This window comes from Methylomonas sp. LL1 (genome assembly GCF_015711015.1).
GTDB lineage: Bacteria > Pseudomonadota > Gammaproteobacteria > Methylococcales > Methylomonadaceae > Methylomonas.
Genome location: NZ_CP064653.1, coordinates 4655494 through 4682179 on the forward strand (window position 1 = coordinate 4655494; position 26686 = coordinate 4682179).

The following is a 26686-nucleotide window of genomic DNA, read 5'->3' on the forward strand; positions in this document are numbered from 1 at the left end:
ATTAATGGTCGCGTTGCACCGAAAAACGGGCCAGCTGTTCCAGGGCGGTTTTATATTCTGAATCGCTAAGGCACTGTAGGGCGGCGATGGCTTTCTCGGCGGCGCGGTCGGCGCATTGTTCGGTATATTCTATGGCGTTGGTGGCTTTGACTACCGCATAGACTTCGTTGAATGCGTCTCTCGAGCCGTGGCGTATTGCGTCGATCACGATTTGTGCCTGGTCAGGGGTGCCGTGTTCTATGGCGTAAATCAAGGGTAGGGTAGGTTTGCCCTCGGCCAGGTCGTCGCCCAGATTTTTACCGAGTTCTTCGGTGCTGGCCTTGTAATCCAAGGCATCGTCAATCAATTGAAACGCGACTCCCAGTTGCTGACCGTAGACCGCAAGGGCTTCTTCGATGGCGGGGTCTGAGCCGGAAATGACGGCGGCCAGACGGGTTGCGGTGCTGAATAGGATGGCGGTTTTGCGGGCAATCACTTCCAGGTATTTTTCTTCGCTGGTGTCGGGATTGTTGCAGTTTAATAGTTGCAATACTTCGCCTTCGGCAATTGCGGTGGTGGTTTTGGACATGATGTCCATCACCCGCATGCTGTTCGTGCGCACCATCATTTCGAAGGCGCTGGAATAAAGATAATCGCCGACCAGAACGCTGGCGGCATTGCCCCAGACCGCATTGGCGGATTCCTTGCCCCTGCGCAGTACCGATTCATCGACCACGTCATCATGCAGCAAGGTCGCGGTATGTATAAACTCAATGACAGCGGCCAGGATCAGATGATGGTCATCGGCTTTGCCCAGGGCTTTGGCGGCCAGCAATAGCAGCATCGGACGTAAGCGTTTGCCGCCGTTGCCGATGATGTAATGGCCGATCTGGTTGATCAACACCACATCCGAGCTAAGCTCGTTCAGGATTAATTGATCGACGGCGCGGGTTTCGGCCGCGGTTAAATTTTTGATCGAATCAAAATCAATGGTTACCGAATCGGTGGTTGAATGTGTTGCTGTCATGAGTAATATAAAAAGTTCGTTCGGTAGCGCATGGCTTCGGATAAAATGGCCGCCATGCTATTTATAATGCCTGATAGTGTCAATAGTACCACTAGCGTAATCTAATCTGATCAATCAAATTAGCTAATTTAGGTTTGACGGCGCTAGTGTTTGAAAATATAATCCGCTGTTCACTTTTAACAGATATATGCTTGATGGAGCTTGCGCTGATGTATGCGGTAATTCAAACAGGTGGTAAACAGTATCGTGTCGCAGAGGGTACTACCTTAAAAATCGAAAAACTTGAGTTGGGCGCCGGCGACAGCGTAGAGTTTGACAAGGTGCTAATGGTTCAATCAGGCGACTCTGTAAAAGTCGGTCAGCCTTATGTCCAAGGTAGCAAAGTCACTGCGACTGTGGTCTCTCAAGGTAGGCACAAAAAAATCAGAATCATTAAATTCAGAAGACGTAAGCACCACATGAAACAAATGGGGCATCGTCAATATTACACGGAAGTCCAGGTTACTGGCATTTCCGCATAACACACGAGGTTTAGAAAATGGCTCACAAGAAGGCAGGCGGTAGTACCCGCAACGGACGTGATTCTAATGCTCAGCGACTGGGTGTTAAACGTTTCGGTGGTCAAGTGGTAAAAGCAGGCAATATTTTGGTTCGCCAACGCGGCACCAAATTTCATGCCGGCGACAACGTAGGCATGGGTAAAGATCATACCCTGTTTGCAACAATGGATGGCAAAGTGGTTTTTGAAGAAAAAGGTCCGAAAAACCGCAAATACATCAGCATTGCGGCAGCATAAAATTCTTGGCTGTGCATTTTGCACAACTGATACGAAAAGCCTCGTTTTTCAGCGGGGCTTTTTTGTTTAGGCGATTGCCAAGAACAAATATACGCAGTAGATGGGCAAAATGACCAGTCAGCTGGGTATATTTTTCGCGGGAAATCACCTCAATACCGGTAGATTATGAGATTTGTTGACGAAGCGGAAATCCGCGTGGAAGCAGGCGATGGCGGCAATGGCAAGGCCTCTTTTCGGCGTGAAAAATATATACCCTTGGGCGGTCCCGATGGTGGCGATGGCGGCGACGGCGGTAGCGTGTATCTGGTGGCTACCGAAAACGTCAACACTCTGGTCGACTTTCGCTATCACTCGGTGCACCGTGCCCAACGAGGCGAGAACGGCGGAAGCCGGGATTGCACCGGCAAGAAGGGCGAGGATTGCTTGGTGGCCGTACCACCCGGTACCATCGTTTACGAGGCCAGCACCGGCGAAAAGATTGGCGACCTGACCAAACCCGGTCAGCGCTTACTGGTAGCCAAGGGCGGTTTTCACGGCTTGGGTAACACCCGCTTCAAGAGCAGCGTCAATCGCGCCCCGCAACAAACAAGCAAGGGTTCGGCCGGCGAACATCGATTGCTGAAATTGGAATTGATGGTCATCGCCGATGTAGGTCTGTTGGGCATGCCGAATGCCGGTAAATCCAGCCTGATCCGGGCTGTGTCCTCCGCCCGTCCGAAAGTAGCCGATTATCCGTTCACCACCTTGCATCCCAATCTGGGGGTGGTGCGGGTCGATGATCTGCGTAGTTTCGTGATTGCCGATATTCCCGGTGTGATCGAAGGCGCGGCTGAAGGCGCCGGACTTGGGTTGCAATTTCTGAAACATCTATCGAGAACCGGCCTGCTGCTGCATGTGCTCGACATCGCGCCCTACGAAAGCGACGAAACCCCGGTTTCGGCGGCGCGCAAGATTATCCAGGAAGTGGAAAAATGGAGCGATGACCTGGCCAACAAGCCGCGTTGGTTGGTGTTGAACAAAATCGACAATGTGCCGGATGACGAAGTCGATCAACACTGTCGAGCCATAGTGGACGAACTGGGCTGGAAAGGCCCGGTATACCAAATTTCCGCCTTAAAAAATCAGGGCACTCAAGCCTTGATGTACGCCATCATGGATTTTCTCGACCAGCAAAAAACAGAACAAAAAGCCAGGGAACAGGAGTTAGCCCGTGAGCCGGACTGATTTTCGCCAAGCCCAACGCGTCGTCGTCAAAATCGGCAGTTCCCTGCTGACCGACGGCGGGCGAGGACTGAATAAACCCGCGATTGCCGGCTGGGTGTCGCAAATGGCCGCGCTCAGACAGCAAGGCGTCGACGTGGTGCTGGTGTCTTCCGGTTCCGTTGCCGAGGGTGTCAGCCGCTTGAAGTTGAAAGCCAGGCCCAACACCTTGCACGAATTACAGGCCGCCGCATCGGTCGGTCAGATGGGATTGGTCAGATGTTTCGAAAACCTGTTTCAACAACATGAATTGTTGACGGCTCAGGTCTTGCTGACGCATGACGATTTATCCGATCGCCAGCGCTATCTGAATGCCCGCAGCACCTTGCTGACCTTGCTGGGCTTTGGGGTAGTGCCGGTCATCAACGAAAACGACGCCGTCGCCACCGAGGAAATTCGTTTCGGCGATAACGATACCTTGGGTGCCTTGGTCGCCAATCTGGTGGAGGCCGATTTGCTGATCATCCTGACCGACCAGATCGGCTTATACGATGCCAATCCCAGTCTCAATCCCGATGCCAAGTTGATATCCAATATCAGCGTCAACGAAAGCCGGTTGGATGAAGTGGCTGGCGGCAGCATCAGCGGTCTTGGCCGGGGCGGCATGTATACCAAGGTGCGAGCGGCGCGACTAGCGGCGCGCTCGGGCGCGGCGACCGTGATCGTTTCGGGTAAGATCGAAGACGTGATCAACCGGGTATTCGCCGGAGAAGAGCTGGGGACTTATCTGATTCCTGACATCGCGCCAATAGCGGCCCGCAAGCAATGGTTGGCCGGCCAATTGCAAATCAAGGGCAGTGTGACGTTGGATGACGGCGCGGTGAAATTTTTGCAATCCGCCGGTAAAAGTTTGTTGGCGGTAGGGGTGAAAGCCGTGAAGGGAAAATTCAAGCGCGGCGATCTGGTGTCTTGTTGTGACCTGCAAGGCCGGGAAATCGCGCGTGGTTTGATCAATTATGGCGCCGAAGACGCAGCCAAGATTGCCGGAAAACCCAGCAGCGAATTCGAAGCGTTATTGGGTTATGCCGATGAAGACGAATTAATACACCGAGATAATTTGGTCTTGATTTGATTTGATTTGATTTGATTTGATTTGATTTGATTTGATTTGATTTGATTTGATTTTGTCGGAGGCGGATGGCGCTTTGCTTATCCACCCTACGGCCCTGATTTGGGCGAACGAATAAACAAAAAAGATAGAAGTAATGAACGAAAAAAGATTCAAGTTTGGGGTTTTTGTTTCGCTTTTGTGGCTTTTAACTATGACAATCGTTGTCTTTCTACATGATTCTGCAGTGTTAAGAAAGATGACACCCAACGAATGGGGAGACTTTTTCGGTGGCATTTTTGCACCACTTGCGTTTCTGTGGTTAGTTCTTGGGTATTTGCAGCAAGGCGAAGAGCTTAGATTGAGTACAAAGGCCCTTAATCTCCAGGCAGAAGAACTAAAACATTCAGTAGAGCAGCAACGTGAACTTGTTGAAGTTACTCGCCAGCAAGTTGAGAGTGATCGTGAGGCATTGAAACTGGAGTTTCTCGCTCGGCAAGAAGCCGCGAAACCAGTATTTGTAATTAAGAATGCTGGAGGAAGTTTTTCCCCGAGTCAGGCCAGCTACGGAATTTCGGTGAACAATGCGGGTAACACCGTGACGGAAGTGCTCGGTTATCTGGAAGGTCTCGGCGATGACAAAATTATGCTTTTTGAGGTTGGGATGTTCGCTCGGCTGGGCCAGATTCAAGCCAAGATTAATCTTACTCCGCCTTTTCCTGAAACGGGCTTAAGGTTGCCGATTACATATATCGATGCTTTAGGTCAATCGGGATACAACACGTTCAACGTAACAAAACAGCGTGATGACCTTGGTAGTCCACTGGATTTTCACCAAACTGCTGGATGAGGGCCGTAGGGCGGATAAGCGAAGCGCCATCCGCCTAAGCCAACACCATCAAAAAATCTTCATTCATCCCTTTCGCCCGCATTAAAAGCCTGCAAATTTAAACCCGTCCAATTCGGCAAATAAACGCCCATCTTGACCAGGCGATGAAAACTCGAAAGGCCATTCGTTAACCGAGAGATGGCGGATGGCGCTACACTTATCCACCCTACGATTACGACGCTTCAAATCTGCAAAATCAAGTATTTTGAATCACGATATTAGGGAATTTTCCGCTGTAATCGCGCGCGCGCAGGGCCAGTTTGGCGGCCATTTTGCGGGCGATGGCTTTGTACATTTCGGCGGCGCGGCTATCAGGATCGGCGGCCACGGTCGGCCGGCCACTATCGGCTAGTTTGCGAATATTGATGTCCAGCGGTAACGAACCCAGCAACTCAATGTTGTTTTTCTCGGCCATCGACAAGCCGCCGCCCTGGCCGAAAATGGCTTCTTCATGCCCGCAATTGCTGCAGATGTGAATGCTCATGTTTTCCACCAAACCCAAAATCGGCACGTTGACTTTCTCGAACATGCCTAGGCCGCGTTGAGCGTCAATCAAGGCGATGTCTTGCGGGGTGGTGACGATGACCGCGCCGCTGACCGGGATTTGTTGAGCTAAGGTCAGTTGAATGTCGCCGGTGCCGGGCGGCAAGTCGATGATCAGATAATCCAAATTATCCCATTGGGTTTGGGTCAGTAATTGCTGCAAGGCGCCGGTCACCATTGGGCCACGCCAGATCATGGGTTGGTCGGGATCGACCAGATAACCGATCGAGATGGTCTGAATGCCGAACGATACCTTGGGTAGCATGGCTTTGCCGTCCACCGTGTCCGGCTGTCCGGATAGGCCAAGCATGGTCGGAATGCTGGGGCCGTATATGTCGGCGTCCAGAATGCCGACCTTGGCGCCTTCGGCGGCCAGCGCTAGTGCCAGATTCACCGAGGTGGTGGATTTGCCGACCCCGCCCTTGCCGGAGGCCACGGCGATGATATTTTTGACGCCGGGCAGAGGCTTCAGGGTTTTTTGCACCGAATGCGCAACAATGTTGAAGCCGACTTCAACCTGGATGTTGCCGATACCGGGCAAGGCGGCCAGTTGTTGTTCCAGCTTGGCTTTCAGTTCCGGTAAATAGCTTTTCGCCGGATAACCCAGTTCAATCCTGATGCCGACATCGTTGCCCTCGACGCTGATATTTTTTACCGCTTTTGCGGCAACCAAGTCGGTGGCGACGTTGGGATCGATAAAGGATTTGAGTAGATTTTCGACAGCAGCCTTGTCAATGCTGGCCATGTGATGACTCCGTTTGTAGGTGTGAGTGGTAATACCCGAGTTAAATGCTGGGAATAGCGTATCATTTTCACGGCATGCAAAGAAGGTCTTAGGCATGAGACGGTAAGAATTTCGCCGCTCTTGAACCCGGCTTGAGGGCTAGGGCGTCTGTATTTGTAATGCCGGGGCGTACTTGATCTTCACCGGCCTCGACCTCGCTGTTGTCTATTGACACTCAGCCGGAGGCGAAAGGCGGGTTGCTGAGTATGGTCGATCCTTACAGCACCAGCATGCTGGAAGATGTGCCCCATTATTTTCCTAAAACACGACTCTGGATGGAGGAAAAGCATGAATACTAAGCGGCACATGCATATTTTCGGCGAAGTGCTGTTCGATCATTTTCCCGATGGCAGCCGGGTGTTGGGTGGCGCCCCGTTTAATGTAGCTTGGCATTTGCAGGCATTCGGCTTGCCGCCGCGATTCATCAGCCGGATCGGCGACGACGAGTCGGGTAGGGAAATCGTAGCGTTGATGGACGGCTGGGGCATGAGTCGGGATGCCTTGCAAACCGACAGCGAGCATCCGACTGGCTGCGTCCGGGTATTGCTATCAGACGGTGAGCCGCATTATGACATCGTGGACAATAGCGCCTATGATTTCATCAATGCCGAATCGTTGGGCCAACAAGATAGCCAGGGCATTTTGTATCACGGCTCGCTGGCGCTCAGAAACCCGGTATCACGCGCCGCCTTGCAAGCGGTTAAGGCTCACCATCGCGGCAAGATTTTTGTCGATGTCAATTTGCGGCCGCCCTGGTGGGAGCGGAAAATGCTGGTGTCCTTATTGCGCGATGCGGATTGGGTCAAGCTCAATGAGGCTGAATTGATTGAGCTGAGTCAGGAACAGTCTGATTTGGAATCCATGATGCAACGCTTTTGCGAACGATTTGAGCTGGAAACCTTGGTCGTGACGCGCGGCGAAAAGGGCGCCATCGCCTACGGCCGGCAACGGCATTTTGTGGCTGTAGAGCCGCGGGTCAGCACCGAGGTGGTCGATACAGTCGGCGCGGGCGATGCGTTCGCCGCGCTGTTGCTGGTGGGGCTCGATCGGCAATGGCCCTTGGAGGTCACGCTGGAGCGGGCGCAAGCCTTTGCTAGTGGCTTGGTCGGTAGGCGTGGTGCCACCGTCGCCGATAGGGCGTTTTATCGGGCATTCAGCGAGCTATGGACGTGATTTCCTAGAAGGGCCGGCCCGTTGGTCCGGTTTGGCTGTTTCGAAGCCTCAATGCTGCTTTTTTCGAATTCCAGCTCAAATTGCGGGGATTCCGAGCGGTAGCCGGCTTGAGTGTCGGTTGCCGCCAGCAGAATGCCGGCCAATATCACCGCGCCGGAGGTGAGTTTGATGTCGTCGTAGTACATAAATTAAGTTGCTGGTTATATCGGGTTTGTGCCTGGTGGGGCGATTTGGGCGCATACCCGGCCGGGTAAGTCGCCGTAAATCTCCCTGATTGTCGGATCAATATTAAATATTCAATGTTGCGGTTTTGTGACAAAAATCGTTATTGCCGATTTATTTCTACTGGCAAATCCGGCTCGGGTTGTGGCGGCGGAACGCGGCAATGAGATGAGGATTTAGTTAAAACGCAACAGTTGTTGCTAAAAGAGGCTATTTTTAAGCCACCTAAATTGTTTATTCGCTTAGATCATGATTTCGTCCGTTCAATCTCGTCAGTTTTTTGGTTTCAAGGCAGTGTCGCCGCAAATTGTGCCTGTTCTGTTGTTTGGTTTGTTTCTGAGTGGCTGTCAAACCTTGTCGTTTACGCCTTCCAGTCCCGAGCTTTCCGTGGTGACGGGAAAGGCTGAATCCATCGAAAGCCATGCCTATTCGATTGCCGCCGATCAGAATATGGTCGGTTCGTTGGCCAGCGTCGATAGCCTGGAGCTGGATACTTTGTCCGATTTGGCACGGCATTATGGGCTGGGGTTCAATGATATTGCGACGGCCAACACCCAACTAGATCCTTGGGTTTTAAAGCAAGACCAATCGGTATTGTTGCCGCTGCAGTTTGTGCTTCCGGAGGCGCCGCGCAAAGGTATCGTGTTGAATCTGGCCAATATGCGGATGTTTTATTACCCGCAGGATCAGGGCAAGGTGCTGACCTATCCCATAGGCATTGGGCGGGATGGTTGGAATACCCCGCTGGGGGTCACCCAAATCGTGGCCAAGAAGGCCGAGCCGGCCTGGACGGTACCGGAGTCGATTCATCGTGAACATCAATTGCTGGGCGAGCCCTTGCCCAAAGTCATTCCGGCCGGTCCCGATAATCCGCTGGGCAATTACGCCATGCCGCTGGGCTTTAGCGGCTATTTGATTCATGGCACTAACAAACCCTATGGCATAGGCATGCAGGTCAGTCATGGCTGCGTGCAGCTATATCCGGAAGATGTCGAGGTGTTGTTCAACCAAGTCAGTGTCGGCACCCAGGTCCGCATCGTGCATCAACCTTATTTGGTGGCATGGGATGGCGATACGCTGTATCTGGAGGCCCATCGGCCGCTGGATAAGTGGGCCAAGCAAGAAAAACAATTGCAAAAAAACCTGCGTAAAAAATTGGAGAAATTGGCGGTCGAGAAAAATGCCAGCATTGACTGGCCGCGAGTTGATGCAATTTTAGCGCGGGCCGATGGCGTTCCAACCCCGGTTTTACTGGGTAGCCCCGATTTGCCGGAGTTGGTGGTCGATGCGATCAAAGTTCGGCGGCCCGATCGGCTATACGGTCAACCCGCCGTGAACGAGTTGACCGAACGCGATTGGTCGATTTTAACGCCAAGTTTTAGTAGCGAGACCGAGGCGCAAAAGTTAGCGGCGATGCTGAATCATCAAGGGCCGCAAATTCCCGCGCGTAAAATTGAAAAAGACGGCTTGTATCAAGTGGTGGCGGGACCGTTTAAAAACAAGAAGGAAACCCAGGCAGTGGCTAAGCGGATTAAGAGTAATTTCGACATGGAGGTAACGCCGGTCAAGCCGCAAGTTCATTAGCAACGAGGGGCTTGAAAAAACATTCGGTCATAAAGCGGCTTATTGTTGACTTCCGGATGACGCTCCCGAAAACTATCGCTTTTATCCAGTTTCACACGGCTATCTGGTTTTAGGGGCTGTTAAAAAATGAGTTAAACAGGCTATCTGCAGCGAATGCAATAGTTCCATTAACCGTGAAACTCATTGCGCTCGATCTTGCTAGTGTTCAATTCCGCATCGGAGAGGATCAGGCTCTTAGGATATTGAACGTTATCGATTTCAAATCGAACGGTTAATCCTCTTCGCGTCTTGGGGCTGGGCCAGGCTTTGGTGTCCTCCACTGTTTCTAGCACTCCAGTTATCGCCAGTGAATTTGGTTAAGATTCATTTAAGAGGCGGATGTGATATTGGAATCCAAATGAAACCAACCTTCATATTCATCGCTTGTAGCTGGAGATAACGCATGGTACAAACTAAGCCCTTTGACTCAAACAATAGCTTGCTTCAAATCAAGTGCGCCATAAAAGATTTGCGGAATTTTGACGGTGTCGATGACGAGGACGATGTGATTTACGCTGCTAATCGATTGAACGCTGTCCTGCGAATGATTGATGACAACCACTCATCCTGGAACAATGACGCTATCAGGGATTTGGTGCTGAGCAAACACGATCCGCTTAAAAATATCACCGTTAAATCCGATGAGTTCAATCATAGGGTCCGCAAGATACAACAAGATATGATCGCTCAATTTTCATGATATTAAGCGCGGCAGGTGTGCCGACGCAAGGAGGCATAACTTGCGAGCCGGGCGGATCGTTGCGCAAAAAAAAGGCCGATGCCGGGAGGGCATCAGCCTTTTGGTATTTGTTCCTAGCTTAGGATTAAGCCATGGTGCGCAGTCTGCTGTTCAGTCTGCTTTTGCTGCGAGCGGCTTTGTTTTTGTGAATCAGGCCTTTGGTGACGGCCGAATCAATGACCGGAACAGCCGATTTGAATGCGGCTTGAGCCTGCTCTTTATCGCCAGCTCTGACGGCTGCGATTACTTTTTTGATGAAGGTACGCAGGTTGCTGCGTTGTCCGGCATTGCGAATACGGCTTTTCTCTGCCTGACGCGCTCTTTTTTTAGCTTGGGGTGAATTAGCCATAAAGTATCAGTTCATTCGAGTTAATTAGAAACCGCACATTATCTTTTTGGATGCTATGATTGTCAACACATAAATAGTTAAAACCATCAGAACAGGAAAGAGGCCGGGATTGACCAAGCAGTTGTATAAATCCACCGCGATCGTTAGCAGTATGACCATGATTTCGCGGATCATGGGTTTTGTCAGGGATATGTTGATCGCCAATCTATTTGGAGTCAGCGGCGCAACCGATGCCTTTTTCGTGGCTTTCAAAATACCCAATTTCTTGCGGCGCCTGTTTGCCGAGGGCGCATTTGCCCATGCTTTCGTACCGGTTCTGTCCGATTACAAGCACAAGAACGATCCTGGCGAGCTTAAGTCGTTCGTCGACAAAACCGCTGGTACCTTGACGGTGTTGCTGATGGGATTGACGTTGGTCGGGATTGTCGCGGCGCCGTTGTTGATTGTGTTTTTTGCGCCGGGCTTTTCGTGGGAAGGCGAGCAATACCAAATGGCGGTGGCGATGTTGCGGATTACCTTTCCCTATCTGCTGTTCATTTCGTTGACCGCTTTCGCCGGGGCGATTTTAAACGCGCATGGCAAATTCGCGGTGCCGGCCATCACGCCGGTGTTTCTGAATATCTGCATGATTTTGGCTGCCGTCTGGCTGGCGCCATTGTTTCCCGAGCCCATCATGGCGCTGGTGTGGGGGGTGTTTGTCGCCGGCCTGGTACAGTTGTTTTTTCAGATACCGGTATTGATAAGGTTGGGTTTGTTGCCAAGGCTTCGTTGGGGCTGGCATGATCCCGGCGTCAGGCGGGTGCTTAAGCTGATGGTTCCGGCTATTTTTGGTGTTTCGGTGGTCCAGGTCAACCTGCTGTTCGATACCTTGGTCGCCTCGTTTTTGACCTCCGGCAGCGTCTCCTGGTTATATTATTCAGACCGGTTGGTGGAGTTTCCGTTGGGGATATTGGGTGTGGCGGTGGCGACGGTGATTTTGCCGAGTTTGTCGAAAAATCATGCCGCCGAAGATAGCGTGGCTTTCTCCAGGTCGCTGGATTGGGGGCTGAAGCTGGTGTTGATCGTCGGTTTGCCGGCCACGCTGGGTTTGGTGCTGTTGGCGCAGCCGGTATTATCGACCTTGTTTCAATATAACGAATTCAGTGCTAACGATGTGGTGATGGCCAGCAAGAGTCTGATGGCCTTTGCCATGGGGTTGCTGGCGTTTATTTTGATTAAAGTCTTGGTGCCGGGTTTTACCTCGCGGCTGGACAGTAAAACCCCGGTGCGTTTCGGAGTCTATTCGATCATTTGTAATGTCGTGCTAAATGCAATATTGGTATTACCGCTGGCGCATGCCGGCGTGGCACTAGCAACCACTTTGTCGGCTTATCTGAATGCCGGCCTGTTACTGGCTGGATTGATTAAACAAAGAGTCTACCTGCCAGGCAATGCTTGGGCTGTGTTTATGCCGAGGATTGTGTTTGCCAGTGGCGCAATGTCGCTGTTTTTACAATATTTTGTGGATCGACAATCCTGGCTGGGGTGGGATGTTTCCCAGCGTGGCGGACAATTGGCGATGATGATAGTGTTGGCCATGCTGGTTTATCTGGCCAGTTTATGGCTGTCGGGTATCAGGCCGCGCCATTTGAACGAACACTAAGCCGGCACTTGAGATTTGCTATAGTGCCTCCATAGTCATGTAGAATGCGTCAACTTCATTTTTAGATCATTGGATTTACATCAAATAGCGAGCTATGAAAACAAGAACAATCGGTTTTATCGGGGGCGGTAATATGGCAACCAGTCTGATGAGCGGGCTGATCGCCAGTGGACATTCACCACAGCAGATTTGGGTGTCCGATACGGCTTCCGCCGTGCTGCAATCGCATCGGGACCATCTCAACGTCAATGTTTCCACGGATAATGCCACCATCGTGCGGGAAGTGGATGTGGTGGTGCTGGCCGTCAAGCCGCAAGCCCTGCGGGAAGTCGCCTTGCAAATTGCCCCGGCGGCACGCCAAAAAGAGGTATTGGTGGTCTCGATAGCGGCCGGTATTTCCCAGACTAGCCTTGCGCTGTGGTTAGGGAGCGATGTCGCCATTGTGCGCTGCATGCCCAATACCCCGGCCCTGGTGTTGACCGGGGCGACAGCGTTGCACGCTAACGGCAATGTCAACGAAGAACAAAAAGACCTGGCTGAAAACATTTTGCGGGCCGTTGGCTTGTCGTTGTGGGTCGAGGATGAAAATCAACTGGATGCCGTCACGGCGGTATCGGGTAGCGGGCCAGCTTATTTCTTTTTGATGATGGAAGCGATGGAAAAAGCGGCTCTCGAAATGGGTTTGAACGAACACACCGCGCGTCTGTTGATACAACAAACCGCGTTGGGCGCGGCTAAGATCGCGCTGGAGTCGGCCGAATCGCCGGCGCAATTGCGCGAAAGGGTCACCTCGCCCGGCGGCACGACTCAGAAAGCCATAGAAGCTTTTCAGCAAAACGGTTTTGTCGACCTGGTGTCGAAAGCCTTGCACGCGGCCAGGGATCGTTCCATTGAAATGTCCAAACAACTGGGAGCCGATTAATGGGTTCTAATTACATGACAGACCCCGTGGTGTTTTTGATCGACACCCTGTTTTCGTTGTACATTTTGGCCGTGATGCTGCGTTTTTTATTGCAGTGGACCCAGGCCGATTTTTATAACCCGATATCCCAGTTGCTGGTAAAGATCACCCATCCGCCATTGCGGATGATGCGGCGTTTTATTCCCGCCGTCGGTCGGATCGATACCTCTTCGTTGGTATTGGCTTTAGCCTTGCAGATTCTGGCTAACTTTGCGATTTTGGCCATCAAGGGGGTTATGATCAGCATCGTGGGGCTGGCGGTCTTATCGTTTACCGATTTATTGAAAATGCTGTTGGATATTTTCGTCTATGCCATTTTTGCCGGTGCCATCCTCAGTTGGTTCGCCCCCGGCAGTTATAGCGGTGCTTCGTCATTGCTATACAGCTTGACGGATCCGATCTTGAATATCTGCCGCCGAGTCGTGCCGGATTTGGGGGGTATCGATTTGTCTCCGTTGGTAGCCCTGGTACTGCTGCAACTGGCAAAAATGATGATTTTGCCGCCGTTGCATCAGTTGGCCGGTTTACTAAGTTAGCCGCCGCGCCCAAACGATGCGCTTCAAGCTTCAATCAATTGCATTGATCCTGGTTTTTCCGTTGCTGTTGGTCGGCGCGGCGGATTGCCACGCCAAAAAAAAAATGTATCGTTGGGTCGATGAAAATGGCAATGTCTACTTTTCCGACCAAGTGCCGCCGGATCAGGTGCAACACGAGCGAGAAACCTTGAACGAAAAAGCCAGGGTGCTCGATAGGGTGGAAAAAGCCAAGAGCGCGGAAGAGTTGGAGCGGCAAAAACGACTGGAAGCCTTGCGCAAGGAACAGGAAAAAATAATAGCCAAGCAGGCGGCCAACGATAAAGTGCTACTGGCCACCTATCGCAGCCTGGACGACTTGAACAGGGCGCTGGAAAACAAGTTGGCGCTGATGGATGGCGAAAAAAGAGTCATCCAAGGCAACATTCAACGCTTCGAACAGCAATTGCTGCAACAGCAACAGCAAGCGGCCAATCATGAGCGTAATGCTCAAAAGGTGCCGCAAAAATTGCTGGATGATATTACCTCGACCCGGCAACAGATCGATCTGGTCAAGCAGGAGTTGGGACGGCATGAGCTAAAACGGCAAACCGTCGAAAAAGAGTTTAGAGCCGACATTGCCCGCTTCCAGTTTTTGACCCAAGATTACGCCGGCGGCGGCAAAACCGGCCAGGTTGACCAGGCGCTAAACAACAGCAATAACGAATTAGGGCTATTTGTTTGCCAGGATGCCGCGCAATGCGAAAAAGCCTGGAAAGTTGCCGGCCAGTTCGTCTATCAATACGCCACTACCGGGCGCGATGTGGAAACGGATAAATTGGTCATGACGGCAGCGCCCTTCAACGATGACGACTTGAGCCTGTCGGTATCCAAGTTGGATAAAGACGGCGGCCAGCAGCTTTTTTTGGATATACGTTGCAAAGCGTCCAATATCGGTAACGAATTGTGCGCTGGCGAAAAAGCCCAGGCCATCCGCCGGGGCTTCGCCGCTTATATTCAGCAACAACTAACGTCGCAGCAGTAAGGTACCGATACCTTTATCGGTAAACAACTCCAGCAATACCGAATGTTCGATGCGGCCGTCGATGATATGCACGCTGGTGACGCCGCCTTTCAAGGCGTCGGTGGCGCAGCGGGTTTTCGGAATCATGCCGCCCGAGATCGTGCCGTCGGCGATCAGGTTGTCGATGTCGGTCAAGGTCAGGCCGGTCAACAAGTTGCCTTCCTTGTCCATAATGCCGGGGATATTGGTCAGCAGCATCAGTTTTTCAGCCTTTAACACTTCCGCCACCTTGCCGGCCACCAGATCGGCGTTGATGTTGTAGGAATGGCCATCCTTGCCGACCCCGATCGGCGCAATCACCGGAATGAAATCACTGTTACCCAGCATTTCCACCACGGCCGGATCGATGCTGCTGACTTCGCCGACATGGCCCAGATCGATGATCTCGGGCGCGTCGTCCAGATTGGCGCCGGCCTTGGTGATATTGATCTTGCGGGCATGGATAAAATTGCCGTCCTTGCCGGTCAAGCCCACCGCCTTGCCGCCCTGCATATTGATCATATTGACGATTTCCTTGTTAACCAAGCCGCCCAACACCATTTCCACCACATCCATGGTTTCGCTGTCGGTTACGCGCATACCGTCGATAAACTCCGAGGTTTTGCCCAGCCTTTTCAGTAAGTCGCCGATTTGCGGTCCGCCGCCGTGAACCACGATAGGGTTGATGCCGACCAGTTTCATCATCACGATGTCGCGGGCGAAGCCTTGTTTCAGTTTGTCGTCTATCATGGCGTTGCCGCCGTATTTGATCACGACGGTTTTGCCCTTGAATTTTTGAATATAGGGCAAGGCTTCGATCAGAACATGGGCAATCTGGTGCGCGGTTTTTTCTTTCATGTCAATTGGGTTAAAAAGGAAGAGAAATATCGGGTTTGATTTGCAGCATCAAATATTTAAATTGTGCCTGAATCCGGTTCAAGGCTTCGCGGGTATCGGCTTCGAAACGGACAACCAAGGCCGGCGAGGTATTGGAGGCTCTGACCAGTCCCCAGCCGTCCGGAAATTCCGCGCGCATGCCATCGATGTTGACGATGTCGGCATCGTTGAATTGGGCCAGGCTGAACATCTGCTCGATAAAACGGATACTTTCGCCATCCGCCAAAGGCACATACAGTTCGGGGGTACTGATACTGTCCGGCAGATCGTCGAACATTTCGCTACTGGAGCGCATGTCGGCGGACAGGATTTCTATCATGCGTACCGCCGCATACAGCGCGTCGGAAAACCCGAACCAGCGGTCGTTGAACAGAAAATGTCCGCTCATGTCGCCGGCCAAGGCCGCGCCGGTTTCTCGCAGCCGCGATTGCAGCGGAGTGGCGCCGCTTTTCCACCGCACCGGATAGCCTCCGCGTTGTTTGATTTTTTCGGGCAAGTGTTTGGAACAGGCCGCGTCGTATATGATTTCGGAACCCGGTTTGGAAGCTAGAACGTCCCGTGCGAACAGCATCATTTGCCGATCCGGCCAGATGATCTTGCCGGCGGAATCAACCAGCAGCATCCTATCCCCGTCGCCATTAAAGGCAATCCCGACATCGGCATTATTCAGTTTGACGGCTTTGATCAAGGCGTCCAGGTTGGCCGGATTGCCGGGGTCGGGTTGATGGTTGGGGAATTGTCCGTCAATTTCGCAATAAAGCTCGACCACGTCGCAACCGATGGTTTTCAATAGCATGGGGCCCAGTTCACCGGCCGCACCGTTCGCGCAGTCCATGACCACGGTCATTGGCCGCACGATATGGGTGTCTTCGGAAATGATGCCGATATACTCGCTACTGAATAGGCTGTTTTGTTCGACCGAACCGGCTTGATCCTGGTTGTAATCATTGCGCTCGATGCGGGATTTCAGACCCTGGATTTGCTCCGAGGACAGCGGTTCTCCGTTTAGGACCATTTTCAGGCCGTTGTAATCGGCCGGATGCTGGCCTCCGGTCACTATAACCCCGCTACGGCCTTCGCTATGATGGCTGACGAAATACAGTATCGGCGTCGGCACCAGGCCGATGTCCAGCACGTCGCAGCCGGCCGAGGTGATGCCCTTGATCAGGGCGGCGCTCAAAACCGGGCTGGACGTACGGCCGTCCCTGGCTACCACGATGGTCTTGATGCCGAGCTGCCTGGCTTCGCTGGCAAATGCCCGGCCCAGGTTGGCGACAATGTCTTCGTTGATATTTTTGCCGACGATGCCGATGATGTCGTAGTCGCGGAAAATACTGGCAACCGGCAACGGCTGGCTATCGGCAAGCGTTGCCGTGCTTGGCTGGGCCGGGGCTGCGGTCTTGGTGGGTGTGGCTGTAAAATCCATGTCCCAACTTTCCCTCACTGGCATGGACTCCGCTGTTTCAGTCCGCAGTTCCGGTTTGGCGCTGCTTGGTATCGGAACGGAGGTTGCCGCGGCTTGACTCGGAGTTTGCCAGTCATCGCTATCGTCGATATTCGGCATCGACACCGGCAGGTCTGGAATTTTAATCGGAGCGGTTTGCAGTGGTTCGTTAGCGGCGGCCGGGCTTTCGTCCAGGAAATCGATGTCGAATGATTCGTCAAAAAAGTCGTATTCCTTGTTATCGCCAGTCTCGGACAATGGAATATTATCCTGGCCTATAACCCGCTTGAATTGGGCCATCGCGGCAATCAGCGGCTGCATTTCCTCCAGTTGCATCGGATAATTGCCGACATGTTTGCCCTGTAGCATGTCCTTGGCCGCCCGCAGGATACTGCTTTGGTCACGCAGGAAAAAGTCGTGCAATTTGCGATAGCTGATAAAAAAGCCCAGGCAGGCCAGCAAGGCCGGCAGGGCGATAATCGTGATGATTAACACCGTATCGCTCATGCTGAATTTGATTTCCGGCCAAGTATCGAGTTGCCAGCGGCCGTTGGGCAACTGAATCGATCTGGGCTCGTCGTCCCGGTTATCGGTGTTGCCGATAGTTGCCAGCACCAGTTGATCTTGTTTAAGTTCGATCAAGCCGTTATTGAATTGGGTTTTCGAAACGATTTTTTGCGGCAAGTCCGGTTTGACGCTGGCCAACACCACGCCTATCACTTGTTGGCCGTTGCTGACCGGGCTGGTAAACGCCAGATGGCGATGCTCGCCTTCACCTTGAATCACCGGTTTGGGCTGGCCGGTCAGGGTGGCTTTTACCATTTCCAGATCGCCGAAACCCATGTGCGGACTTTGTGACTGGTCCAGATCGTTGACGCCGGGCGGCAGCAAGCGCAGCCGCAGGTTGTGCGGTATTACGTGTTGTAGTTTTACCGCGGTTGCATTGATCAACTCGGGGTTGCCGCTGGCGAGAGCCGCTATTACATCGGGTGATTGGGCCACGCCATCGACACTGTTTTGTAAGGTATCGAGTTGCATGGACAGGCCGGCGGCCAGGCCGTTGGCGACGGTGGTGATGGCTTCTTGCTTGGCGTATTTCGTGCTGGCGGTGGAAAACCAGTAGGCGCCGCCGCCCGCCAGTATGACCATCAGCGCGGAAATGGCCGCGATGATGCTGAAGATACGTGCCATGCTGTTGATCTCCCTGGCTTATATTTAGTGTCGGCCGCTGTGGCCGAAACCGCCGCTGCCGCGTTGGGTTTGGTCGAATTCGGCCACGCATTCGAATTCGGCTTGCACGACCGGCACAAACACCATTTGCGCAATCCGTTCGCCGATCTCGATGGTAAAAGCGCTATCGCCCCGGTTCCAACAGGAAACAAATATTTGGCCTTGATAATCCGAGTCGATCAATCCAACCAGGTTGCCCAGCACTATGCCGTGTTTGTGGCCCAGGCCCGAGCGGGGCAGCAATACGGCGGCCAGCCGAGGGTCTTCGATGTGAATCGCCAGTCCGGTCGGAATCAGTAGCGACTCGCCCGGTTGCAGGGTGGTGGCTCTATCCAGACAGGCGCGCAGATCCAGGCCGGCCGAACCGTGCGTGGCGTAACTGGGTAATGCAATGTCCTTGCCCAAGCGTGGATCAAGGATTTTGAGCTGGATTTTTTTCATTCAATCTCTCGGCTATCAGGTTAAGTAGTTGTGCCGCCAATTGCTGTTTATCGGTCATCGCCAGGTTTTTTTTGCCGCCAGGCCAGTAAACCTGCAGGGCATTACGGTCGCTGTCGAAGCCCCCTTCGCCTTGGCCGACCCAGTTGGCGGCGATCATATCCAGGTTTTTATTGCGCAGCTTGCCGGTAGCATAGTTTTCCAGGTCATCGGTTTCAGCCGCGAAGCCTACCACAAAAGGTTTGTCGGGCAGGCCGGCTACGACGGCAATGATGTCCGGGTTTTTCTCCAATGCAATCATGCCGTGTTCGTGCTGTTTTTTGATCTTGCGAGCTTCCACTTGGGTGGGCCGGTAGTCGGCCACGGCGGCCGCCCCAATATAAATATCACAATCCGCTATATGGCCGATGACGGCTTCGTACATTTGTAGGGCCGTTTCCACTTTTATCAGTTTGGCCGTTGCTGGAGCCGACAGATTTACCGGGCCACTGATCAGGGTTACGTCGGCGCCGGCCCGGATCGCGGCCTCGGCCAAGGCATAGCCCATTTTGCCGGAACTGCGATTGCTGATAAACCGCACCGGATCCAGCGGTTCGCGGGTCGGCCCGGCGCTGATCATCAATTTCCTGCCTTGTAAAACAGGCTGGGTAGGAGGGGCGAGTAACTGGCCGCAAATTTGTTCGGGTTCGCTCATTCTGCCGAAACCCTGCTCGCCACAGGCCTGTTCGCCGGTGGCGGGGCCGATCACCCGAACGCCGTGTCGGCGCAGGCGGGCCAGATTGTCCTGAGTGACTGGTTTATGCCACATGGCTTGATTCATGGCTGGAGCGACCCATACCGGGCAATCCGCCGCCAGATAGAGTGTCGATAATAGATCGTCGGCCAAACCGTGAGCCATTTTGGCCAGCGTATTGGCGCTGGCCGGAGCGATTAACAATATATCCGCCCAGCGCGCCAGATGAATGTGGCCCATGGCTTGTTCCTGCTCGGCGTCGAATAGTTCGGTGTGCACAGGGTTTCCGCTTAATGCCTGAAATGTCAGTGGCGTCAAAAATTGCTGAGCCGCGCGGGTCATAATTACTCGCACCTGGCAATGTTGCTTGCGCAGTAGCCGTACCAGTTCCGCCGATTTATAGGCGGCAATTCCGCCGCAAACGCCTAATAGAATTCGCTTGTTAATGATTGCGTACCTTAGATTGTGTATGGGGCGAATTATACCTACCGCGCATCGACTTTTAGTAATTAAGTCTAGCCAATGCCTTGAAACAGGTTGTTAAAACAGTTATTTCAGATTGATTCGTCCCGGCCGGCAAATAGTGGCGCCCATGACAGTTTTAAACAGAGGATATGTTGCGCTTAACGGCTTGGATGGGCGGAGATTGCCGTATATTGGACCAACTCATTGATTCAGACTGAAATTTATCGAATGCTTGCTGGCAAACTGGCCGGACTCTTCTATGCTTACAACCGGTTTAACGCATCGGAGCGGCGCATGAGCATCAAGGATTGGTCGGTAGACGAACGGCCGCGAGAAAAATTATTGCAACGCGGCGCTGCCGCGTTGACGGACGCCGAATTGCTGGCGATCTTTCTGCGCACGGGAACTCCGGGAAAATCGGCGGTGGATATGGCGCGGGAATTATTGAGCGAGTATGGTTCCTTGCAAGCACTGCTGGCGGCTGACCGGCAACGTTTTTGTCAAAGCAATGGCTTGGGCGATGCCAAATATGCCCAGTTGCAGGCGGTTTTGGAAATGGCGCGCCGGCATTTTGCCGAAATCCTGCAGCGCGGCAATGCCCTGACTAGCCCGGACATTACCCGAGCCTATCTCAGCGCGCAGCTGCGGGGTTACAGCTACGAGGTTTTCGCGTGCTTGTTCCTGGACAATCAACACCGGGTGATACAGTGGGAAGAGTTGTTTCGGGGCACGATAGACGGCGCCAGCGTGTATCCGCGAGAAGTGGCGAAACGGTCGTTGTACCATCATGCGGCGGCGGTCATATTCGCCCACAACCATCCGTCGGGTATCAATGAACCCAGTCAGGCCGATAGACAGATTACCGATAAACTCAAACAGGCCTTGGCCTTATTTGATATTCGGGTGTTGGATCATTTCATCGTGGGCGATGGGGAACCCTATTCATTTGCCGAGCATGGGCTGATTTAAGCGCTAGGCATTCAGGCGGCCAAGAAATTGCCGCGGCTGTAAGGAAAAGTTTATGCATTTTGACCATGATGTGAGTTTGGTCGTTATTTCAATTCTAATCGTCATCTTTGGCTGTGGCGCGACGCTATTTCTGTTGCGGGGCAACGGCAGGGTGGATAATGGCTTGCGCATAGTGATGGCCGCGTTGGCGCTTGCGACGGGTACTTGGTCCATGCATTTCATCGGTATGCTGGCTTTTCAGCCGAGTATTCCCATCGCATTTGATCCTTTCCTGACTCTGGCGTCTTATTTGTTTGCCGTTGCCGGCGCCTCGTCGGCCATGTTGATTTTACGTCGTGGCCAACAAGGTTTGTCCAGATGGTTTTCGGCCGCAAGCTGCCTGACTTTGGCGGTTTCCGCCATGCATTATGCCGGCATGGCCGCGATGCGCATGCAGCCACCCGTCGTCTATCATCCCTTGTGGGGCGTTGTCTCTGTCCTGTTAATGTTTACCGCGTCTTATGCGCTGGTCTGGGTGCTTGAATATTTGCAGCAAGGTCATCCGCGCCGGTTGGCGCTGGCTTTGTGCGCCGTGGCGCTCGGGATTGCCATCAGCAGTCCGCATTATACGGGCATGGTGGCTGCGGATTTCCCGACCGACGCTGTTTCCCTGGCGGCGCTATCGCCCGATGCAATCGATCGCGAGGAATTGATTAGCTTGGTCGTTAGTCTAGGTTTGTTTTTGATGGTGATGCTGCTATTCGGCGCTTTCCAGCAAAGTAGAATTGAAATCTGGAAGACCCTGCTAATGATCAGTTTGTCGGAGTTGCTGGTGATGTTGATGATGCCGGCAATTTTGCCGGCCAATGCGACCTTGTTGCAGGAGTCTGCCTTGGATGTGGCGATGCTGATGCTACTGGTTTTGCCGGTTGCCTGGCAGTTGCAACAGACTAGCCGGACTCTTTTCGACAGCCAGCAGGATGCGCAAAAGAATCTTGATTCACAACGGGCTATCGCTCAATTGCTGTCATTGCAGTTGGATCAACTGGATATGTCGGAATTGATGGATAGCGGGCTAAAAATTATTTGTAACATTTCATGGCTGAAACAGATTTCGAACGCGGCGGTGTTTCTGAATGATGCCGATAATAAGGTCCTGAATAGAGTGGCCCAACATAATCCGGCTAACCAAATTCGGCAAAGTTGCGCCAAGGTCGAGCATGGCTGTTGTTTGTGCGGCAGGGCGGCGGTGACGGGAGAAATTCAACATCATGGTCACGTCGAAGCGGGGCACACCATTCGATATGAAGGCATGCCCGATCATGGGCATTACATCGTCCCATTGTTAACTAACCAACGGCTCAAGGGCGTGTTGTGTTTGTATCTGGCCGCCGGGCATCAATTCGATGCGGCGGAGTCGGGTATGTTAATGACACTGGGAGCGACCTTGTCGAAATTGATCAGTTCCAAGCAAGCCATGCTGGAGTTGATGTTGGTGAATATGGCGTTCGAACACAATTTGACCTGCCTGATGGTTACCGATGCGAACAACCGAGTGTTGAACGTCAATCCTATCTTTTGTGAAGTAACGGGATACAGCGTTGAAGACATCAAGGGACAAAAACCCTCGATTCTGTCATCCGGACGTCATGATGCCGAGTATTATGCGGCTATGTGGCGGATACTAAATGAAACCGGCAGATGGGAGGGCGAAATTTGGAACAAACGCAAAAACGGCGACATTTATCCGGAATGGCTGACCATTACCGCCGTGCGCGATCACAAGGATCGGGTACAGAATTACATCGCCGCCTTTGCCGACATTTCCCGGCATAAACTGGCCGAGGAAAAGATCAGGCAATTGGCTTATTACGACAGTCTGACCGGATTGGCCAATCGCAGTTTGTTTTACGACAGGTTGGAGCAGGCCATCATCCAGGCCAAGCGCCACCAAACCAAATTGGCGCTGTTATTTATCGATCTGGATCGGTTCAAGGAAGTCAACGATACCCTGGGGCATGATGCCGGCGATCAATTGTTGAAGACCGTTGCCGAACGCATTCGCGGTTGTTTGCGGGAAAGCGATCTGCTGGCGCGTCTGGGGGGCGATGAGTTTGTAGTGTTGCTGAAGGACATTATGCCGGTATCCGAGTTAAATGCCGTCGAAATTTGCGAAAAAATCTCCGACACTATTATCCGGCGGTTGTCCGAAGGCCATGAATACGAACGTTATACTTTTTACGGCGGCGGCAGTATAGGCATCGTGATTTATCCGGATAACGCCGAGCAAGTGGGCGATTTGATTCAGCGCGCCGATACCGCGATGTACGAAGCCAAGAATGCCGGTCGCAACACCTACCGGTTTTTTTCGCAGCAATCGGCGCATAATTTGGAAAACCGGCTGTCGATCAGCCATGCCTTGCGTAGCGCCATCGAGCAAAATGAATTTTCGCTGGTTTATCAGCCGCTGATTGATATGGAAAGCCAAGCGATTATCGGCGCGGAGGTTTTATTGCGCTGGAATAGCGCCGAGCTGGGGGAGGTCGCGCCGAGTAATTTTATTTCGTTGGCCGAAGAAACCGGGCTGATTGTCGCTATCGGCGAATGGGTGGTGGAACAAGCCTGTCGGCGGCTGTTGGCATGGCAAGCGCGCAAGCAACTGCCGCCGTGTTATTTGGCCATCAATGTCTCCATTCATCAATTGATACACCGGGATTTTGCCGATCGGATGCTGTCGCTGTGCCAGCAATTCAACGTGTCCCCGAGCAGTTTGGAGCTGGAGATCACCGAAGGTGGGTTGGCGCAATATCCCGACAATATCGCCAACATTCTGCATCAATTAAGGCAAAGTGGTTTCGGGCTGGCGATCGACGATTTCGGCACCGATTATTCGTCATTGGGCCGGCTTAAATCGTTTAACGTCGATTTGTTGAAAATCGACCGTTCGTTTGTGAATGACATGACCACCAATTCCGATGATGCGGCCATCGTCAAGGCGATTATCGATTTGGGGAATGCCCTGGGATTAAAGACTCTGGCCGAAGGCGTGGAAACCGTCGACCAGTTCGAGTTGTTGAAGCAACTGGGTTGCGAGCGCGGCCAAGGCTATTTGTTTGGTAAACCGATGTCCGCCGATGCATTCGAGCAATTGCTCGATGCATCTTGCGAGGCGCGGGTAGAGGATTTAACCGAAAACAGTTATCCCTTGTCCTGCAATGGAGGTTGATAATGACTCAGCACCCGTTCGGCTAGCCGGGAAAACGGCATGCTTTGTATCCAGACCGAACCCGTGCCTTTCAGGGTGGCTAGAAATATCCCCTCGCCGCCGAACAGCATGCTGGTCAGGCCACCGCTGATGCCGATGTCGTAATCGATGTCGCCGCTGAACGCCACCAGACAGCCGGTATCCAGGCGCAGGGTCTCGTTGCGTAATTCCTTCCGGACCACCGTGCCTCCGGCGTGAATGAAGGCCATGCCGTCGCCGCGCAGGCGTTGCAGGATAAACCCCTCTCCGCCGAAAAAACCGCTGCCCAGGCGCTTGTTGAAGGCAATATCCACCTGGGTGCCGAAGGCGGCCGCCAAAAATGCTGTACGCTGGCAAATCACTTCTTCGCCCAGTTCGGCCAGATTCAACGGAATGACCGAGCCGGGGAAGGGCGCGGAAAACGCGGCCCGCCGTTTTTGCTTGCCTGTGTTGCTAAAGTGAGTCAGAAATACCGATTCGCCGGTCAACATGCGTTTGCCGATGCCAAACAGCTTGTCCATCACCCCGCCGGAACCGTCGCCCATTTTGGCTTCGAAATCTATATCCTGTTCGATATAAGTCATGGCTCCGGCTTCGGCGATCACGGTTTCGCCGGGGTCTAGTTCGATTTCGACCATTTGAATGTCGTGGCCGATGATTTGGTAGTCGACTTGATGGCAGCGCATGCTTGTGTCCTCCCGATATGGACGTGAATAACTTCTCTGAGAGCCGAGCAGTATTTTGTAGGTGCAAATTCATTCGCACAGTGCGGATAAATCCGCATCTAACGAACATGCCGGCATAAGGCGATTTATGGCAATAATTGTACCCACAATCCAAGTAATTTGCCGTTGACTAAGCGGACGGACATATTTGGTATCGACAATGAGTACAAGCTTTCTCAAAAGTCACTTAAGCCAACAAATTAACCAATATTTGTTCATAAATTCGGCTCAGGGTTTCCAGTTCGTCCAGGCCGATATGCTCGTTGACCTTGTGGATGCTGGCGTTCAGCGGTCCAAGTTCGATCACTTGCGCGCCGGTGGGGGCAATGAAGCGGCCGTCGGAAGTACCGCCGCCGGTATCGTCAATCGTCTCGAACCCGCAAACGCTTTGGATAGCGGCGTGGGTGGCGTCGATCAATGCACCGCCCGAGGTCAAAAACGGATTACCGGACAAGCGCCATTGCAGATCGTATTTGAAGCCGTGTTTATCCAGTATCGCATGGGTGCGGGTTTTGATACTGGCTTCGTCCAGTTCGGTGCAAAAACGCAGATTAAACTGGATTTCCAATTGGCCGGGAATGATGTTCTCCGCCCCCGTGCCGCCGTTGATATTCGATATCTGTAGCCGGGTCGGTGGAAAGAAGGCGTTGCCTTGATCCCAGACTTCTTCGGTTAGTTCCTTCAAGGCCGGGGCGACAGTATGGATGGGGTTTTCGGCCAGTTCCGGATAGGCGACATGGCCCTGGATGCCGAATACGGTCAGCTTGGCATTCAGAGAGCCGCGCCTTCCGACCCGTACCACATCGCCGATTAGCTTGTCGCTGGACGGCTCGCCGACCAGACACCAGTCGATTTTTTCCTGGCGCTGCTCCAATACGTCGACGACTTTTACCACGCCGTTGGTGGCGATGCCTTCCTCGTCGCTGGTCATCATGATCGCGATAGAGCCTTTATGAGAAGGATGTTGCGAGATGAAGCGTTCTACGGCGGTAACAAAAGCCGCGATGCCGCCCTTCATGTCCGCCGCGCCGCGGCCATATAATTTGCCGTCGCGAATGCTAGGCTCGAATGGCGGCGAGTCCCAGGCCGTCAGGGGGCCGGTCGGCACCACGTCGGTATGGCCTAGGAACACGAACAACGGTGGATTTAGTCCGCGCCGCAACCACAGGTTTTGGGTGTCGGCAAAATTCATCCGTTCATCGCTGAAACCGAGTTTGCTCAAGCGTTGCGCTAGTATATCCTGGCAGTCTGCGTCGTTTGGCGTGACCGACTCGCGCCGAATCAGTTGTTCTAATAGGGTAAGGGTTTCAGTCATAGCATTGCGGCATATTGGTCGGGGTTGAAGCCGATCAGCAATTGATCGCCAATCGCAACAATCGGGCGTTTGATCAGAGTAGGTATACTCAGCATCAGTTGCAGGGTTTTTTCAGGGGTTAAATCACTTTTTTGTTCGTCGCCGAGCTGGCGCCAACTGCTGCTGCGTTGATTAAGCACCGCATCCATGCCTAGTTTATCGATGAATTGCTGAAGCAACGCGGGTTCCAGGCCGTCGACGCGATAGTCATGGAAACGGTAACCGAGCTGGCGGCCATCCAGCCAGGCCCTGGCTTTTTTGACGCTGTCGCAGTTTTTGATGCCGTAGACGATAATGGGATGAGTCTGCATGGAGTGTAACGGGGTAGTTGTGTGTTAAGTTTGAATGATGGGATGCATTATAACGCTAGTTGATTTTGCCGTAGCTTACTGACTCAACTCGAGCAATCATCGGGCTTCGAGGATGAACCTATAAAATTAGCATTCGTTTACAGAGCTGGCTAAGCCGATAGCCGTTAAGGTTTTATTTCGATACAGCCAGCAGTCATTGTAGGGTAATTGAATAGGGGGGCAAAAAATAATTCCCGTGTTTTGATTTGTTCACTATGCTAAAGGCGATAATGTCATTCGTAATGATT

General features: G+C 52.8%; 26 protein-coding genes. 15 read left to right on the top strand and 11 right to left on the bottom strand.

Annotation, left to right across the window (positions count from 1 at the left end):
- Position 1: 1 nt before the first annotated feature.
- The gene (ispB, locus tag IVG45_RS21820) at positions 2–1006 is read right to left on the bottom strand and encodes an octaprenyl diphosphate synthase (protein ID WP_196435848.1); all 1005 of its coding nucleotides are present in this window, start codon (positions 1004–1006) and stop codon (positions 2–4) included.
- 209 nt (positions 1007–1215) lie between these two features.
- On the opposite strand from ispB, the gene rplU reads away from it, so the two are divergent.
- From rplU to IVG45_RS21845, 5 genes are all read left to right on the top strand, one after another.
- The gene (rplU, locus tag IVG45_RS21825) at positions 1216–1527 is read left to right on the top strand and encodes a 50S ribosomal protein L21 (RefSeq protein WP_196438116.1); all 312 of its coding nucleotides are present in this window, start codon (positions 1216–1218) and stop codon (positions 1525–1527) included.
- Between the two features lie 17 nt (positions 1528–1544).
- On the top strand, positions 1545–1802 hold the full coding sequence (gene rpmA / locus IVG45_RS21830) for a 50S ribosomal protein L27 (protein WP_196435849.1): 258 nt from the start codon (positions 1545–1547) through the stop codon (positions 1800–1802).
- Positions 1803–1967: 165 nt separating this feature from the next.
- On the top strand, positions 1968–3026 hold the full coding sequence (gene cgtA, locus IVG45_RS21835; protein WP_196435850.1) for an Obg family GTPase CgtA: 1059 nt from the start codon (positions 1968–1970) through the stop codon (positions 3024–3026).
- Complete coding sequence (proB, locus tag IVG45_RS21840) at positions 3013–4134, top strand: glutamate 5-kinase (RefSeq protein ID WP_196435851.1); 1122 nt, start codon at positions 3013–3015, stop codon at positions 4132–4134. Before cgtA ends, proB begins: the two co-directional genes overlap by 14 nt.
- 133 nt (positions 4135–4267) lie before the next feature.
- On the top strand, positions 4268–4960 hold the full coding sequence (locus IVG45_RS21845; RefSeq protein ID WP_196435852.1) for a hypothetical protein: 693 nt from the start codon (positions 4268–4270) through the stop codon (positions 4958–4960).
- 235 nt (positions 4961–5195) lie between these two features.
- Here IVG45_RS21845 and apbC read toward each other — a convergent pair whose 3' ends face one another.
- Positions 5196–6287 carry an iron-sulfur cluster carrier protein ApbC gene (gene apbC, locus IVG45_RS21850; protein ID WP_196435853.1) on the bottom strand — a complete coding sequence of 364 codons (1092 nt, stop codon included), beginning with the start codon at positions 6285–6287 and terminating at the stop codon, positions 5196–5198.
- 200 nt (positions 6288–6487) lie between these two features.
- Between apbC and IVG45_RS21855 the strand changes: the two genes are divergently transcribed.
- Complete coding sequence (locus IVG45_RS21855; RefSeq protein ID WP_196435854.1) at positions 6488–6625, top strand: hypothetical protein; 138 nt, start codon at positions 6488–6490, stop codon at positions 6623–6625.
- The gene (locus IVG45_RS21860) at positions 6615–7499 is read left to right on the top strand and encodes a carbohydrate kinase family protein (protein ID WP_196435855.1); all 885 of its coding nucleotides are present in this window, start codon (positions 6615–6617) and stop codon (positions 7497–7499) included. Before IVG45_RS21855 ends, IVG45_RS21860 begins: the two co-directional genes overlap by 11 nt.
- Here IVG45_RS21860 and IVG45_RS21865 read toward each other — a convergent pair.
- Entirely contained in the window at positions 7469–7684 is a 216-nt protein-coding gene (locus tag IVG45_RS21865) for a hypothetical protein (RefSeq protein WP_196435856.1), read from the bottom strand. The two genes, IVG45_RS21860 and IVG45_RS21865, sit on opposite strands and share 31 nt — an antisense overlap.
- A gap of 286 nt (positions 7685–7970) precedes the next feature.
- Here IVG45_RS21865 and IVG45_RS21870 point away from each other — a divergent pair, with 286 nt between their 5' ends.
- Positions 7971–9305: a L,D-transpeptidase family protein gene (locus IVG45_RS21870; protein WP_196435857.1), complete on the top strand. Its 1335-nt coding sequence runs from the start codon at positions 7971–7973 to the stop codon at positions 9303–9305.
- Between the two features lie 442 nt (positions 9306–9747).
- The gene (locus IVG45_RS21875) at positions 9748–10044 is read left to right on the top strand and encodes a hypothetical protein (protein ID WP_196435858.1); all 297 of its coding nucleotides are present in this window, start codon (positions 9748–9750) and stop codon (positions 10042–10044) included.
- A 124-nt stretch (positions 10045–10168) separates the two neighbouring features.
- On the opposite strand, the gene rpsT is transcribed toward IVG45_RS21875, so the two are convergent.
- The gene (gene rpsT / locus IVG45_RS21880; RefSeq protein WP_196435859.1) at positions 10169–10432 is read right to left on the bottom strand and encodes a 30S ribosomal protein S20; all 264 of its coding nucleotides are present in this window, start codon (positions 10430–10432) and stop codon (positions 10169–10171) included.
- Positions 10433–10589: 157 nt separating this feature from the next.
- Between rpsT and murJ the strand changes: the two genes are divergently transcribed.
- From murJ to IVG45_RS21900, 4 genes are all read left to right on the top strand, one after another.
- The gene (murJ, locus tag IVG45_RS21885; RefSeq protein WP_230874691.1) at positions 10590–12074 is read left to right on the top strand and encodes a murein biosynthesis integral membrane protein MurJ; all 1485 of its coding nucleotides are present in this window, start codon (positions 10590–10592) and stop codon (positions 12072–12074) included.
- Positions 12075–12168: 94 nt separating this feature from the next.
- Complete coding sequence (gene proC, locus IVG45_RS21890; RefSeq protein ID WP_196435861.1) at positions 12169–12996, top strand: pyrroline-5-carboxylate reductase; 828 nt, start codon at positions 12169–12171, stop codon at positions 12994–12996.
- Complete coding sequence (locus IVG45_RS21895) at positions 12996–13571, top strand: YggT family protein (protein WP_196435862.1); 576 nt, start codon at positions 12996–12998, stop codon at positions 13569–13571. The genes proC and IVG45_RS21895 overlap by 1 nt, the downstream gene beginning before the upstream one ends.
- A 16-nt stretch (positions 13572–13587) precedes the next feature.
- Positions 13588–14592, top strand: coding sequence for a DUF4124 domain-containing protein (locus IVG45_RS21900; RefSeq protein ID WP_196435863.1), 1005 nt, complete (start codon positions 13588–13590; stop codon positions 14590–14592).
- Here IVG45_RS21900 and argB read toward each other — a convergent pair.
- The 4 genes from argB to coaBC are packed head-to-tail and all read right to left on the bottom strand — an operon-like array spanning position 14575 to position 19823.
- Positions 14575–15468 (bottom strand): acetylglutamate kinase, encoded by an 894-nt coding sequence (gene argB, locus IVG45_RS21905; RefSeq protein ID WP_196435864.1) that lies wholly within the window; start codon positions 15466–15468, stop codon positions 14575–14577. The two genes, IVG45_RS21900 and argB, sit on opposite strands and share 18 nt — an antisense overlap.
- Before the next feature lie 10 nt (positions 15469–15478).
- Positions 15479–18142, bottom strand: coding sequence for a phosphomannomutase/phosphoglucomutase (locus IVG45_RS21910; protein WP_196435865.1), 2664 nt, complete (start codon positions 18140–18142; stop codon positions 15479–15481).
- Between the two features lie 24 nt (positions 18143–18166).
- Complete coding sequence (gene dut, locus IVG45_RS21915; protein WP_196435866.1) at positions 18167–18622, bottom strand: dUTP diphosphatase; 456 nt, start codon at positions 18620–18622, stop codon at positions 18167–18169.
- Positions 18594–19823 (bottom strand): bifunctional phosphopantothenoylcysteine decarboxylase/phosphopantothenate--cysteine ligase CoaBC, encoded by a 1230-nt coding sequence (gene coaBC / locus IVG45_RS21920; protein ID WP_330165401.1) that lies wholly within the window; start codon positions 19821–19823, stop codon positions 18594–18596. The genes dut and coaBC overlap by 29 nt, the downstream gene beginning before the upstream one ends.
- Before the next feature lie 288 nt (positions 19824–20111).
- On the opposite strand from coaBC, the gene radC reads away from it, so the two are divergent.
- Both radC and IVG45_RS21930 read left to right on the top strand, forming a co-directional pair.
- Positions 20112–20786: a RadC family protein gene (radC, locus tag IVG45_RS21925; protein ID WP_196435867.1), complete on the top strand. Its 675-nt coding sequence runs from the start codon at positions 20112–20114 to the stop codon at positions 20784–20786.
- A gap of 52 nt (positions 20787–20838) precedes the next feature.
- Entirely contained in the window at positions 20839–23991 is a 3153-nt protein-coding gene (locus IVG45_RS21930; protein ID WP_196435868.1) for an EAL domain-containing protein, read from the top strand.
- Here the strand turns inward: IVG45_RS21930 and IVG45_RS21935 are convergent.
- The 3 genes from IVG45_RS21935 to IVG45_RS21945 form a co-directional block, all read right to left on the bottom strand.
- Complete coding sequence (locus tag IVG45_RS21935; RefSeq protein ID WP_196435869.1) at positions 23964–24695, bottom strand: TIGR00266 family protein; 732 nt, start codon at positions 24693–24695, stop codon at positions 23964–23966. The genes IVG45_RS21930 and IVG45_RS21935 overlap by 28 nt on opposite strands.
- Before the next feature lie 226 nt (positions 24696–24921).
- The gene (gene dapE / locus IVG45_RS21940) at positions 24922–26049 is read right to left on the bottom strand and encodes a succinyl-diaminopimelate desuccinylase (protein WP_196435870.1); all 1128 of its coding nucleotides are present in this window, start codon (positions 26047–26049) and stop codon (positions 24922–24924) included.
- Positions 26046–26399, bottom strand: a complete 354-nt coding sequence (locus IVG45_RS21945) for an ArsC family reductase (RefSeq protein WP_196435871.1) — start codon at positions 26397–26399, stop codon at positions 26046–26048. Before IVG45_RS21945 ends, dapE begins: the two co-directional genes overlap by 4 nt.
- Positions 26400–26686 lie beyond the last annotated feature (287 nt).

Coding starts and splice junctions, on each gene's coding strand:
- IVG45_RS21875 (WP_196435858.1), top strand. CDS start 9,748: ATGGTACAAACTAAGCCCTTTGACTCAAACAATAGCTTGCTTCAAATC.
- rplU (WP_196438116.1), top strand. CDS start 1,216: ATGTATGCGGTAATTCAAACAGGTGGTAAACAGTATCGTGTCGCAGAG.
- dut (WP_196435866.1), bottom strand. CDS start 18,622: ATGAAAAAAATCCAGCTCAAAATCCTTGATCCACGCTTGGGCAAGGAC.
- ispB (WP_196435848.1), bottom strand. CDS start 1,006: ATGACAGCAACACATTCAACCACCGATTCGGTAACCATTGATTTTGAT.
- radC (WP_196435867.1), top strand. CDS start 20,112: ATGAGCATCAAGGATTGGTCGGTAGACGAACGGCCGCGAGAAAAATTA.
- rpmA (WP_196435849.1), top strand. CDS start 1,545: ATGGCTCACAAGAAGGCAGGCGGTAGTACCCGCAACGGACGTGATTCT.
- rpsT (WP_196435859.1), bottom strand. CDS start 10,432: ATGGCTAATTCACCCCAAGCTAAAAAAAGAGCGCGTCAGGCAGAGAAA.
- apbC (WP_196435853.1), bottom strand. CDS start 6,287: ATGGCCAGCATTGACAAGGCTGCTGTCGAAAATCTACTCAAATCCTTT.
- IVG45_RS21910 (WP_196435865.1), bottom strand. CDS start 18,142: ATGGCACGTATCTTCAGCATCATCGCGGCCATTTCCGCGCTGATGGTC.
- argB (WP_196435864.1), bottom strand. CDS start 15,468: ATGAAAGAAAAAACCGCGCACCAGATTGCCCATGTTCTGATCGAAGCC.
- IVG45_RS21895 (WP_196435862.1), top strand. CDS start 12,996: ATGGGTTCTAATTACATGACAGACCCCGTGGTGTTTTTGATCGACACC.
- IVG45_RS21945 (WP_196435871.1), bottom strand. CDS start 26,399: ATGCAGACTCATCCCATTATCGTCTACGGCATCAAAAACTGCGACAGC.
- IVG45_RS21860 (WP_196435855.1), top strand. CDS start 6,615: ATGAATACTAAGCGGCACATGCATATTTTCGGCGAAGTGCTGTTCGAT.
- IVG45_RS21845 (WP_196435852.1), top strand. CDS start 4,268: ATGAACGAAAAAAGATTCAAGTTTGGGGTTTTTGTTTCGCTTTTGTGG.
- IVG45_RS21900 (WP_196435863.1), top strand. CDS start 13,588: ATGCGCTTCAAGCTTCAATCAATTGCATTGATCCTGGTTTTTCCGTTG.
- IVG45_RS21865 (WP_196435856.1), bottom strand. CDS start 7,684: ATGTACTACGACGACATCAAACTCACCTCCGGCGCGGTGATATTGGCC.
- IVG45_RS21870 (WP_196435857.1), top strand. CDS start 7,971: ATGATTTCGTCCGTTCAATCTCGTCAGTTTTTTGGTTTCAAGGCAGTG.
- cgtA (WP_196435850.1), top strand. CDS start 1,968: ATGAGATTTGTTGACGAAGCGGAAATCCGCGTGGAAGCAGGCGATGGC.
- IVG45_RS21930 (WP_196435868.1), top strand. CDS start 20,839: ATGCATTTTGACCATGATGTGAGTTTGGTCGTTATTTCAATTCTAATC.
- murJ (WP_230874691.1), top strand. CDS start 10,590: ATGATTTCGCGGATCATGGGTTTTGTCAGGGATATGTTGATCGCCAAT.
- dapE (WP_196435870.1), bottom strand. CDS start 26,049: ATGACTGAAACCCTTACCCTATTAGAACAACTGATTCGGCGCGAGTCG.
- IVG45_RS21935 (WP_196435869.1), bottom strand. CDS start 24,695: ATGCGCTGCCATCAAGTCGACTACCAAATCATCGGCCACGACATTCAA.
- proC (WP_196435861.1), top strand. CDS start 12,169: ATGAAAACAAGAACAATCGGTTTTATCGGGGGCGGTAATATGGCAACC.